Origin of the sequence: Geodermatophilus sp. CPCC 205761 (genome assembly GCF_051383655.1) — a bacterium.
In the GTDB taxonomy this organism is placed as follows: Bacteria; Actinomycetota; Actinomycetes; order Mycobacteriales; family Geodermatophilaceae; genus Geodermatophilus.
In genome coordinates, this window is the sequence record NZ_JALPKQ010000037.1 from 14,944 (window position 1) to 26,670 (window position 11,727).

General features: G+C 76.2%; 12 protein-coding genes. 2 read left to right on the top strand and 10 right to left on the bottom strand.

All coding sequences use genetic code 11. The features are described 5' to 3' along the window. Nucleotides 1–10: 10 nt before the first annotated feature. The 4 genes from MY526_RS19765 to MY526_RS19780 form a co-directional block, all read right to left on the bottom strand. Nucleotides 11–778, bottom strand: coding sequence for a sulfite exporter TauE/SafE family protein (locus MY526_RS19765; protein WP_436694573.1), 768 nt, complete (start codon nt 776–778; stop codon nt 11–13). Further along, nucleotides 775–1,515, bottom strand: a complete 741-nt coding sequence (locus tag MY526_RS19770; protein ID WP_436694574.1) for a hypothetical protein — start codon at nt 1,513–1,515, stop codon at nt 775–777. Before MY526_RS19770 ends, MY526_RS19765 begins: the two co-directional genes overlap by 4 nt. 47 nt (nt 1,516–1,562) lie before the next feature. Further along, nucleotides 1,563–2,339: a sulfite exporter TauE/SafE family protein gene (locus MY526_RS19775; RefSeq protein ID WP_436704887.1), complete on the bottom strand. Its 777-nt coding sequence runs from the start codon at nt 2,337–2,339 to the stop codon at nt 1,563–1,565. A gap of 114 nt (nt 2,340–2,453) precedes the next feature. Then, nucleotides 2,454–5,000 carry a DEAD/DEAH box helicase gene (locus MY526_RS19780; protein WP_436704888.1) on the bottom strand — a complete coding sequence of 849 codons (2,547 nt, stop codon included), beginning with the start codon at nt 4,998–5,000 and terminating at the stop codon, nt 2,454–2,456. A gap of 234 nt (nt 5,001–5,234) precedes the next feature. Here MY526_RS19780 and MY526_RS19785 point away from each other — a divergent pair, with 234 nt between their 5' ends. Beyond that, entirely contained in the window at nt 5,235–6,092 is an 858-nt protein-coding gene (locus MY526_RS19785; protein WP_436694577.1) for an SDR family oxidoreductase, read from the top strand. 63 nt (nt 6,093–6,155) lie between these two features. On the opposite strand, the gene mmuM is transcribed toward MY526_RS19785, so the two are convergent. After that, complete coding sequence (gene mmuM, locus MY526_RS19790) at nt 6,156–7,070, bottom strand: homocysteine S-methyltransferase (protein WP_436694578.1); 915 nt, start codon at nt 7,068–7,070, stop codon at nt 6,156–6,158. After that, complete coding sequence (locus MY526_RS19795; RefSeq protein WP_436704889.1) at nt 7,067–7,693, bottom strand: hypothetical protein; 627 nt, start codon at nt 7,691–7,693, stop codon at nt 7,067–7,069. Before MY526_RS19795 ends, mmuM begins: the two co-directional genes overlap by 4 nt. Nucleotides 7,694–7,836: 143 nt before the next feature. Between MY526_RS19795 and arfB the strand changes: the two genes are divergently transcribed. Then, complete coding sequence (gene arfB / locus MY526_RS19800; protein ID WP_436694580.1) at nt 7,837–8,277, top strand: alternative ribosome rescue aminoacyl-tRNA hydrolase ArfB; 441 nt, start codon at nt 7,837–7,839, stop codon at nt 8,275–8,277. Here arfB and MY526_RS19805 read toward each other — a convergent pair. The 4 genes from MY526_RS19805 to MY526_RS19820 all read right to left on the bottom strand — a co-directional run bounded on the left by MY526_RS19805 (nt 8,249) and on the right by MY526_RS19820 (nt 11,596). Further along, a complete protein-coding gene (locus MY526_RS19805; protein WP_436704890.1) occupies nt 8,249–9,505 on the bottom strand; it encodes an RNA polymerase sigma factor in 1,257 nt (418 codons plus the stop codon). The genes arfB and MY526_RS19805 overlap by 29 nt on opposite strands. Further along, entirely contained in the window at nt 9,502–9,870 is a 369-nt protein-coding gene (locus MY526_RS19810; protein ID WP_436694582.1) for a YciI family protein, read from the bottom strand. The genes MY526_RS19805 and MY526_RS19810 overlap by 4 nt, the downstream gene beginning before the upstream one ends. A gap of 90 nt (nt 9,871–9,960) precedes the next feature. Next, on the bottom strand, nt 9,961–10,599 hold the full coding sequence (locus MY526_RS19815) for a GNAT family N-acetyltransferase (protein WP_436704891.1): 639 nt from the start codon (nt 10,597–10,599) through the stop codon (nt 9,961–9,963). Nucleotides 10,600–10,666: 67 nt separating this feature from the next. Then, entirely contained in the window at nt 10,667–11,596 is a 930-nt protein-coding gene (locus tag MY526_RS19820) for an alpha/beta hydrolase (protein ID WP_436704892.1), read from the bottom strand. Between the last annotated feature and the right edge of the window lie 131 nt (nt 11,597–11,727).

Consider the following 11,727-nt stretch of genomic DNA (forward strand, 5'->3'; position numbering starts at 1 on the left):
GCACCGCGGCTCAGGCGTAGGCCTGCACCGCCAGGGTCGCGGCCAGCCCGAGGCCGGCGACGGCGATCAGCCGGCGCAGGGCCGTCTGCGGAGCCCGGCGGACCACCCGCGGGCCGAGCCGGCCGCCGACGAACAGGCCGATGGCCAGCGGGATCGCCGCCGACCACGCGACCGGCGCGAGGACGATGAAGCCGACCGCCGCCACGGCGTTGGCCATGCCGAGCAGCACGTTCTTCAGCGCGTTCCCGGTGGGCAGGCCCTCGCCGGTCGAGAGCAGGTACATCGCCAGCATCATGACGCCGGCCGCGGCGCCGAAGTAGCCGCCGTAGACGGCGACCGCGAACGTGCCCAGCGGCAGCCACCAGGGGTCCTGGTGGGTGGGGTGGGTGCGGGCGCCCTCGGCGGCCAGCTCGCGGGGCGGCCGCTGGACCAGGAGGGCGATCGACGCCCCGGCGATCAGCCACGGCACGATCCGCTCGAACGCCTCCGACGGCGTCAGCAGCAGGAGGGCGGCGCCGGCGCCGCCGCCGAGCAGCGCGCCCGCGGACAGCCGGAGCAGCCGCCGGCCCTGGCCGCGCAGCTCCGGACGCGAGGCGCTGACCGAGCCGACGCTGTTGAGCACCAGCGAGACGGTGTTGGTGACGTTGGCCGTCACCGGCGGGATCCCGGTGGCCAGCAGCGCGGGGTAGCTGATCAGCGACGCGAGGCCGGCGATGCTGCCGGTGAGGCCCGCCCCGATGCCGGCGAGGAGGAGGAACGCGAACTCCGGTGGGCTCACCCGGCGTCGTCCTCGGCGACCTGTTCGGGCCAGAGCTCGGCCGGGGTCAGCCGGCCGGCCACCAGGTCGTCGGCGACGTCGTCCACGACCCGGCCGGAGGCGAGCGCCGCCGCCTGCATGACCGCGATGGCGTCGGGGCCGTCGAGGTCGAACTCGACGCCGACCAGCCCCATCGCCTGCCACACCCGGGCCCGCCGCCGGGCGTCCGGCCCGTCGAGCCAGCCGCTGCCGTCGTCGGGGAACTCCGGCCCGCTGACGGTGAGCGCGAGCTCGTGGGTGGTCCGCGCGGCGACGGTGGCGACGTCGGAGCGGTCCAGCCGGGGCAGCGCCGAGGGGTTGCGCACGTAGAGGTCGAGCACCAGGAGCGGGCCCAGCGGCGGTGGCAGCGGCACCGAGAGCACCGCCCGGTAGGGCGTGTCCGCGACGATCGAGCGCCACAGCTCGGGCCAGTTGCGGGCGATGTCGTCCTCGTCGAAGGCGATGGTCGAGCCGTCGTCGTGCGCCCGCAGGCAGGGGCCGTCGCCGAGGGTGAACTGCTGGCGCTCGGCGTGCGCGGTGACCTCGTCGCTGGCGCCGATCGGGGTCCGCAGCGCGCCGACGTGCAGGCTCAGCCCGGCGCCGTCGACCCCGAGGGCACCCGCGCAGGCGCGGGCCAGCCGGGCGGGCAGCAGCGCGGGTGCGGCCAGCTCGGGGGGCGCGGTCCGGAGGGCGTCGTCGAAGCGCTCGGCTGCCGTCACGGGTTCCAGCTTGCCGCCCGCCCGGCGCGGGTGGCGGACCGGGCCGGTCACCGGCTCAGCAGGACGGCGATGGCGACGCAGCCGAGGACGACGATCGCCGTCCGCAGGACCGCCGAGGGCAGCCGCCGGCCGAACCGCGCCCCGAGGTACCCGCCGAGCAGCGCCCCGGCGGCCACCAGCCCGGCCGCGGGCCAGTCGACCCGGTCGGTGGCGACGACCACGTAGGCCGCCGCGGCCACCGCGTTCACGGCCAGGGTCAGCACGTTCTTGAGCGCGTTGAGCCGCTGCAGCGACTCGTGCAGCAGCAGGCCGAAGATGCCGATCTGCAGCACGCCCTGGCTGGCGGCGAAGTAGCCGCCGTAGCTGCCCGTGGCGTAGGCGCCGGCGAACAGCGCGGCCAGCCGGCCGCGGCCGGGCGGCGATCCGTCGTCGTCGGCCCGGCGCCGGGCCAGCGCCCGCTGGAGCGGCGGCTGGACGGCGACCAGCACGACCGCCAGCCCGACCAGCACCGGGACCACCGCCTCGAACGCCGAGGCCGGCAGGTGCAGCAGGAGGAAGGCGCCGGTGAGCGCGCCCAGGACCGAGGCCGGCAGCAGCCGCAGCAGCAGGCCGCGCTGCCCGCGCAGCTCGCGCCGGTAGCCGATCGAGCCGGTGAGGTTGCCCGGCACCAGGCCGAGGGAGTTGGTGATCGTGGCGGTCACCGGCGGCAGCCCGACGGCCAGCAGCACCGGGAAGGTGACCAGGGTGCCGGAGCCGACGACGGCGTTGATGCCGCCGGCCGCCATCCCCGCGGCGGCGACGGCGAGCATCTCCCAGCCGGTCATCGCCTCGAGCCTGGCACGACACGCGGCGCCGCCGACGCCAACGGGGGTGTGACCCGCCTCATGCCCGGCGACGTCCTACGACCCGGGCGTACTACCCGGGCGACGGATCCCTCCTCAGTCCTTCCGGCCGGCGTCCACCAGGCGCAGCACGACGACGCCCTCCTCGTCGGAGGCGTCGAGGTCGACCTCCACGTCGAGGCCCCAGTCGTGGTCGCCGGCCGGGTCGTCGACGATCTGCCGGACCCGCCAGACGCCGGGTCCGCTCTTGTCCCAGATCAGCAGTGCGGGCCCGCGGGCGTCCGCGCCGGTGTTCACCTCCGCGTGCTCGGCGAAGTAGGCCTGCACCACCTCGCCCCAGCGGTCGGCGTCCCAGCCCGAGCCGGCGTCGAGCTCACCGAGGTCGTACCACCGGCGGCGCGCCCAGAGCTCGACCCGGCGGAACAGCGCGTTGCGCACCATCGCGGTGAACGCCCGCTCGTTGCCGGTGAGCGGCCGCGGCCGGACCGGCACCGCGACCGGCTCGTCCAGCGGCTGGTCGGAGCTGGTCAGCTGCTCCCACTCGTCGAGCAGGCTGGAGTCCACCTGCCGCACCAGCTCGCCCAGCCACTCCACGAGGTCGGTGACCTCCTCGGTGCGGGCGGCCGCCGGGACGCCGGAGCGCAGCGCCTTGAACGCGTCGGAGAGGTAGCGCAGCACCGCGCCCTCCGCGCGGGTCAGCCCGTAGGTGTTGACGAACTCGCGGAAGGTGAACGCCCGCTCCCACATCTCCCGGACGACGGACTTCGGCGAGAGGTGCGCGTCGGCGGCCCACGGGTTGCTGCGCACGTACACCTCGAAGGCGTGCTCGAGCAGTTCCTCGAGCGGCTTGGGGTAGGTGACGTCGTCGAGCAGCTCGATCCGCTCGTCGTACTCGACGCCCTCGGCCTTCATCTGCGCCACGGCCTCACCGCGCGCCTTGTTCAGCTGCGCGGCCAGGATCTGCCGCGGGTCGTCGAGCGTGGCCTCGATGACGCTGACGACGTCCAGCGGATAGGTGTCGCCGGCCGGGTCCAGCAGCTCGATGGCGGCCAGCGCGAAGGTCGACAGGGGCTGGTTGAGCGCGAAGTCCGGCGGCAGGTCGACCGTCAGCCGGTACCGGCGGCCGTCGGCGTCCGGGTGCTCGAGCCGCTCCAGGACGCCGGCCTGCAGCAGCGAGCGGGCGATGCCGACGGCCTCGCGGATGTGCCGCAGCTGGCGCTTGCGCGGCTCGTGGTTGTCGGTGAGCAGCCGCCTCATGGCGACGAACGGGTCGCCCGGGCGGTCGACGACGTCGAGGACCATCGCCGTCGACACCCGCATGTTGCTGGTGAGCGGCTCGGGGTCGGCCTCCACCAGCCGCTTCATGGTGGCCTCCGACCACGGCACCATGCCCTCGGGCACCTTGCGCCGGACCAGCTTGCGGCGCTTCTTCGGGTCGTCGGCGACCTTGGCGAACTGCTTGAGGTTCTCCACCTCGTGCTCGGGCGCCTGGACGACGACGGTGCCGGCGGTGTCGTAGCCCGCCCGCCCCGCCCGGCCGGCGATCTGGTGGAACTCGCGGGCGTTGAGCAGCCGGGTACGGGTGCCGTCGTACTTGGACAGCGCGGAGAAGACGACGGTCCGGATCGGCACGTTGATGCCGACGCCGAGGGTGTCGGTCCCGCAGATGACCTTGAGCAGGCCGGCCTGGGCCAGCTGCTCCACCAGCCGCCGGTACTTGGGCAGCATCCCGGCGTGGTGGACGCCGATCCCGTGGCGGACCAGCCGCGACAGCGTCGTCCCGAAGGCGGACGTGAACCGGAAGCCGCCGATCGTCTCGGCGATCGCCGCCTTCTCCTCCTTGGTGCACACGTTGACGCTCATCAGCGCCTGCGCCCGCTCCAGCGCCGAGGCCTGGGTGAAGTGGACGACGTAGACCGGCGCCTGCCGGGTGTCCAGGAGCTCCTGGATCGTCTCGTGCATCGGCGTGGTCGCGTAGTAGTGGTGCAGCGGCACCGGCCGCTCGGCGTTGGCCACCAGCGCGGTCGGCCGCCCGGTCCGGCGGGTGAGGTCCTCGCGCAGCGCGGTGACGTCGCCGAGCGTGGCGCTCATCAGCAGGAACTGCGCCCTGGGCAGCTCCAGCAGCGGCACCTGCCAGGCCCAGCCGCGGTCGGGGTCGCCGTAGAAGTGGAACTCGTCCATGACCACGAGGCCGACGTCGGCGTCCGCACCCTCGCGCAGCGCGGTGTTGGCCAGCACCTCGGCGGTGCAGGCGATGATCGGCGCCCCGGCGTTGACGCTCGCGTCGCCGGTGAGCATGCCGACGTTGGCCGCTCCGAACACCCCGCAGAGGGCGAAGAACTTCTCGCTGACCAGCGCCTTGATCGGCGCGGTGTACCAGCTGCGCCGTCCCGCGGCGAGCGCCGCGTACTGCGCCCCGGTGGCGACCAGCGACTTGCCGGAGCCGGTCGGTGTGGCCAGGACGACGTTCGCGCCGCTGACCAGCTCGATCAGCGCCTCCTCCTGCGCCGGGTACAGCGGCGTGCCGCCGGCCTCGGCCCAGGCGGCGAACTGGGTGAACAGGTCGTCGGGGTCGGCGCCCAGCGCGCGCAGGGCGGTGAGGTCGGCGGAGTCGTCGAGGAGGGGCGGGGCGGTCGCGGTCATCGTGGGGGACAGCGTGCCCGATCGCGGAGACCTTCCCGGGCGCCACCCCGGGCGGACGGCACCGGACGGCGGCGCCTGGCGATGCGCCGGCAGCTCCCGGTCGCGCTCCCCGCGCGGGCGTCGGTCCCGCGGGCTGCCCGAGGTCGGGTTCCGCGCGGCGTGCGCCGGGTAGGCGGCGGGGAGGACGCCGGGCCGACGGGGCCCCGGCGCACGCTGATCCGCCGGAGGAGCGCCATGTCGTCACCTCGACCCGAGTCCCAGCCCGCCCAGCAGCAGGACGTCCCCGGCACGCTCGGGGAGATGACCCCCAGGCCCGACCACGGCGAGGAGAGCTACCGCGGGTCGGGCCGGCTGGCCGGCAAGGCGGCGGTGATCACCGGCGGCGACAGCGGCATCGGCCGGGCGGTCGCCATCGCCTTCGCCCGCGAGGGCGCCGACGTGCTCATCTCCTACCTGAACGAGCACGAGGACGCGCAGGACACGGCGACGTACGTGGAGCAGGCCGGCCGGAAGTGCGTGCTCGTCGCCGGCGACCTCGCCGACCGGGCGCACGCCAAGACCATCGTGCCCACGGCGGTGGAGGCGTTCGGGAAGATCGACGTCCTGGTCAACAACGCCGCGTTCCAGATGAGCCACGAGTCGATCGAGGAGATCTCCGACGAGGAGTGGGACCACACCCTCGCGCTCAACCTCTCGGCGATGTTCACCCTGTGCAAGGACGCCGTCCCGCACATGCAGCCGGGGGCCTCGATCATCAACTCGTCGTCGGTGAACTCCGACCAGCCCAGCCCGCACCTGATCGCCTACGCCATGACCAAGGCCGGCATCGCCAACTTCACCGCCTCGCTGGCCCAGATGCTCGCGGAGAAGGGCATCCGGGCCAACAGCGTCGCCCCGGGCCCGGTCTGGACGCCGCTGATCCCGGCGACCATGCCCGAGGAGAAGGTGGAGAGCTTCGGGGAGCAGGTGCCGATCGGCCGCGCCGCCCAGCCCGCCGAGCTGGCCCCGGTCTACGTGATGCTGGCCGGCGACGAGGCCTCCTACGTCTCCGGCGCCCGGGTCGCGGTCACCGGCGGCAAGCCGATCCTCTGACGAGGACCCCGGTGCCCCCCTCCGCTCGCAGGCTCGCGCGGGACCCTGCACCGGGGCGCTCCATCACGTCGCCAGGGCGGAGGCGAGCCGGGCGATGTCGGCGGGGCGGACGCGGCAGCAGCCGCCGACCAGCCGCGCGCCGGCGGCCACCCAGCCCGGCACCGCGGCGGCGTCGATCCCGGGCGAGCCGGTCCAGCGGCGGGCCGCGGCGTCCCAGGCCTCGCCGCTGTTGGGGTAGGCCACCAGCGGCTTGCCGGCCGCGGCCGCGGCGGCCAGCGTGGGCCCGACGGCGGACGGCGCGGTGCAGTTGACCCCGACGGCGACCACCTCGTCGACGCCGGCCACCAGCGCGTACACGTCGGCGGCCGGCTCGCCCCGCCGGGTGCGCGGCACGCCGTCGGCGTCGAGCACCGTGGTCAGCGACAGCCAGATGGGCACCCCGAGGCGCACCGCTTCGGCGACCAGGGCGCCCGCCTCGGCGGCCGCGGGCACGGTCTCGCAGGCCAACACGTCGGCCCCGGCCTCGGCGAGCAGCCGCATCCGCGGCCGGTGGAAGGCGCGCAACGCGGCCACGTCCAGCTCGGCCACGTAGGCGCCGGTGTACTCCGACCCGTCGGCCAGCACCGCGCCGTACGGGCCGACCGACCCCGCGACCCAGCCCCCGCCCTGCCCCTCCCGGGCCAGGGCGACCGACGACGCGATCAGTCGCCGCGCCCGGCGCGCGTCCACCCCGGCGGCCTCGAACCCCTCGACGGAGGCCTGGTAGCTGGCCGTCGTCGCGACCTGCGCCCCGGCCGCGGCGAAGGCGGCGTGCGCCGCGACCACCGCTGCCGGGTCGTCGCGCAGCAGCCGGGCCGACCACAGCGCCGAGGACAGGTCGTGGCCCTGCGCCTCCAGCTGGGTGGCCAGCCCGCCGTCGAGCACGACCGGGCCGGCGGCCAGGGCGGCGGCCAGGGGGAGGGACTCCGTCGCCGTCATGACCGCGGCGGGGGTGCCGACCGCGGAACGGCGGCGCGGCTGAGCGCCACCGCGACCATCACGGGCAGCACCCCGAACACGGTGACCGCGTAGAGCCCGCCGCTCAGCGCGGTGAGCACCCCCGTCGTCCCGTCGCTGAGCGACCAGCCGAGTCCGATCAGCGGCAGCGTGACCACTGCGGTGCCCAGGACGGCGGACAGCTGCGCCGGCCAGCCGAGCCGGCGCGTCGCCAGGCCCGCACCCAGCGCCGCGGCGAAGGTCAGCAGTCCGTCGACGTCGGGCACGCCGGTCGCCCCGGTGTCGCCGAGGGCGCCGACCAGCAGGTCGTGCCAGCCGAGCAGCACTGCGGCGACGGCGGTCAGCACCACCCAGACGCCCGCGGCCGTGCGGGACCCGAGCCGGTCGGGGCGCACCAGGCCGGTGGCCGCGCCCAGGCACACGAGGGCCGCGCCGGTCACCAGGGCGAGCAGCGAGTGCGCGACGTGGGCGACGTGCCACCCCGAGGCCGTGCGGCTCGGCAGCGGCCACCCCCGGGCCGCCGAGACGCAGGCGGCGACGGTGAGGAGGGCCGCCGCGAGGACGAGGGGGGAGCGGACCCGGGAGGCCGGGTCGGCCGCGGTCATGCGCGGCAGCGTGGCACGCGGACGGCGTTCCGCGCGCCCCGGGCCCGTCGCCCGGGACACGGGATCAGCGCGGCGGCACCCGAACCGGTCGCGGACCGCACGCCGCGGCGGCGGCGGGCGGCACGCTGCGCCAGGATGATCACGTGCCTGCCGCGGACGACGCCGCCGGCGACCTCGCGGTCACCGGTTCCGTCGTCGTGCCCGCCGCCGCGCTCGGCTGGCGGTTCTCCCGGTCCTCGGGTCCCGGCGGGCAGGGCGTCAACACCGCCGACTCCCGGGTCGAGCTGTCGGTCGCCCCGCTGGAACTGCCGGGACTGACCGCGACGCAGCGGCAGCGGCTGGCCGAGCGGCTCGGCGGCCGGCTGGTGGACGGCGTCCTGACGGTGGCCGCGAGCGAGCACCGCCAGCAACTGCGCAACCGGCAGGCGGCCCGCGAGCGGCTGGCCGCCGTCCTGCGCGCCGCGCTCGCCGCGCCGCCTCCGGCCCGCCGCCGGACGAGGCCGACGAAGGGCTCCCAGGAACGGCGGATCCAGGCCAAGAAGGAGCGCGGGCAGCTCAAGAAGCAGCGCCGCTCCTGGGACTGACCGCCGCCCGCCGGCGCTCGAGGAACGCCCGCTCGGTGGCGTTGCCGGCGAGCTCGATCGCCTCGCCGTAGGCGGCCGCAGCTGCCTCCGGCCGGCCCAGCCGCCGCAGCAGGTCGGCCCGGACGGCCGCCCGCAGGTGGTGACGGGGGAGGTCGAGCTCCTCGACCAGCGCCAGCGCCGCCGCCGGGCCCTCGACCTCGCCCACCGCGACCGCCCGGTTGAGCGCGACCACGGGGCTCGGCGCCAGCACCAGCAACTGGTCGTAGAGGGCCAGCACCTGCCGCCAGTCGGTGTCCGCGGCGGTCGGGGCGTCGCTGTGGACCGCCTGGATCGCCGCCTGCACCTGGTAGGGCCCGGGTGCGCCCCGGCGCAGGCAGCGGCGGACCAGGTCCTGTCCCTCGGCCACGAGTGCGGTGTCCCACCGGCGGCGGTCCTGCTCGGCCAGCGGCACCAGCTCGCCCTCGGGGGTGGTCCGGGCCGGGCGCCGGGACTCGACCAGCAGCATCAGCGCCAGCAGCCCCAGCACCTCCGGCTCGTCGGGCATCAGCTCGGCCAGCTCCCGGCCCAGCCGGACGGCCTCGGCGCAGAGGTCGGGGCGCACCAGCCGGTCGCCGGTCGAGGCCGTGTGCCCCTCGGTGAAGACCAGGTAGACGACGGCCAGGACGCCGCCCAGCCGGTCGGGCAGGTCGGCCTCGGCCGGCACCCGGTAGGGGATCCGGGCGGCCCGGATCTTGGTCTTGGCCCGGACCAGCCGCTGCGCCATCGTCGCCTCGGGCACGAGGAAGGCGTGCGCGATCTCCGCGGTGGTCAGCCCGCCGACCAGCCGCAGGGTCAGCGCCACCCGGGCGGCCGGGGCCAGGGCGGGGTGGCAGCAGGTGAAGAGCATCCGCAGCCGGTCGTCGCGCACGGCGCCCTCCTCGGGCGGCGGGTCGGGGTCGTGCAGCAGGGCCGCGGCGCGGTGGCGGACGTCGCGGGAGGACTCGCGCCGCAGCCGGTCGATGGCCCGGTTGCGCGCGGTGGTGACGATCCAGCCGGCCGGGCTCGGCGGCACGCCCTCGGCCGGCCACCGCGCGACCGCGGTGGTGAACGCGTCCTGCACCGCCTCCTCGGCGGCGTCGATGTCGCCGAGGAGGCGGGTGAGGACGGCGACCGCGCGGCCGGAGCTCTCGCGGAAGACCTGCTCGACCGCCGTGAGCGGCGTCCCGGCGGTCTCCGGCTCCCCGGTCACGACGCGGCGGCCGGCCCGGGGCTGTCCTGGAAGGGTCGGACCTCGATCGGCAGCGGCGCCAGGACCCGCGCCAGCCTGCGCCCCCACTCCAGGGCCGCGTCGAGGTCGGCGGCCTCGATCACGGTGAACCCGCCGACGTGCTCCTTGGCCTCCACGTACGGGCCGTCGGTCATCAGCACGTCGTCCCCGGTGGTGCGCAGCACCGTCGCGGTCTCCGGCGGGTGCAGCCCGCCCGCGAAGACCCACGCGCCGGCGTCCTGCATCTCCCGGTTGAGCACCGCGAGGTCCCGCATGACCGGCTCCAGGAACTCGGGCGGGGGCACCTCGCCGTCGGGCTGGTAGATCGTGAGCAGGTACTGCGGCATGACGCCCTCCTCGGGTCGGCGGCCGGCCCCTCGCCGGCCGCTCACCCCCTGTACGAACGGGGGAGCCCCGGATCGACACCCGCCTCCCGGTCAGGTCGCCGGGGGGCGGACGACCAGCCAGATCCGCAGCGCCCCGTCGGCCGTCTGCAGCTCGCGGTCGACGTCGAAGCCGGACTTCCGCAGGAACCGCACGCCGGCCCAGGTCCAGACCGCGGCCGCGGCCGGCGTCCCCTCGGCGTCGCAGCGCTCGAGCACCGGCGCCAGCAGCGCGCCGCCGTAGCCGCGGCGCCGGCTGCTGGGCCGGGTGCCCAGGTGGGCCAGCCACCAGTGCGGCCCGGCCGGGCGGGCGGCGTCGAGCAGCTCGCGGGTGCGCGCCACCCGGTCGGCGCACGGACCGGTGATGTGCGGGAGCTCGCGGGCCAGCGCGGCGCGGACGTCGGCGGGCACCGGCCGGGTGCCGGCCGCGCCGGCCGGGGCTTCCCAGGCGGCCACGGCGGTGACGTCCTCGGTGACCCAGCCGGTGCCGGCCGAGACGGCGCGGTGGCCGGCGTCGAGCTCGTGCAGCCGGGTGAGCCGCTGCACCCGCCCGTCCTCCGGCAGCGCCCACCGGGCCCACCGCGAGTCGGCGAGGGCGACGGTGAGCGTGGCGGCGATCCGCGGCACGTCGCGCTGCTCGGCGGGGCGGACCGACGGGGCCCCGATCTGCACGGTCGTCCCCGGTCCGGTCACCCGCTCATCCCACCACCCGGCCCGCCCCGGGCGGCCGACGGGACCGCGCCGGCCGCCCGGGAGCGGGTCAGCCGAGCGCCGCCTTGACCTCCTTCGCGAGGTCCTCGATCAGCCCGCTGTAGCGGTCGCACATGCCACCCAGCCAGAACAGCCCGTGGATCTGCCCGTCGTAGCGGCGGACGGTGGCCGTCCCGCCGGCCTTCTGCAGCAGCTCGGCGTACCGCTCGCCCTCGTCGCGCAGCGGGTCGAACTCCATGGTGGCGACGAATGCGGGCGGCAGGCCGGAGAGGTCCTCGGCGCGGGCGGGGGAGGCGTAGGGCTCGCTGCGCCGGGCCTCGTCGGGGACATAGTGGTCGCGGAACCAGCGCATCGTGTCGGCGGTCAGCAGGTAGCCCTCGCCGTTGTCCCGGTAGGAGTCGGTCTCCATCGACGCCAGGTCGGTGACCGGGTAGATCAGCGCCTGCAGCGCGATCGCCGGGCCGCCCCTGTCCCGGGCCATCAGCGCGACGACGGCGGCCAGGTTGCCGCCGGCGCTGTCGCCCGCGACGACCAGGCCGGCGGGCTCGGTGCCCAGTTCGTCGATGTGCTCGGCGACCCACGCGGTCACCGCGTAGCAGTCGTCGGCGGCCGCCGGGTAGGCCGACTCCGGCGCCAGCCGGTATTGCGCGGAGACGACCACGCAGCCGGTGGCGTCGGCCAGCGCCCGGCAGGGGGCGTCGACCACCTCGATGTTGCCGATCACCCAGCCGCCGCCGTGGAAGTAGACGATTGCGCCCCGCGGGGAGCCGTTCGGCCGGTAGATGCGGACGGGCAGCGACCCGGCGGGCCCGGGCACGGTGCGGTCGCCCACCGCGGCGACCTGCACGAGGTCGCCCTGCATCTCGCGGAACGAGTTCGCCATGTCCCGTGCCTGGGACACCGACAGCTGCGAGATGTCCGGGGCGCCCTGCGCCTCCATGGCGGCGAGCAGGGCCTGGACCTGGGGGTCGACGGGCATGGTCTCTCCTGACCTCGGTGTCGGGCGTCCCGTCACCCACGGACGGGACACGGCTTTGTAACGCAGGTCACGCACCGGAGGCCAGACCGCACACGCCGCCGCCGGAGGGTGTGAGGGCCCCGGAACCCAGG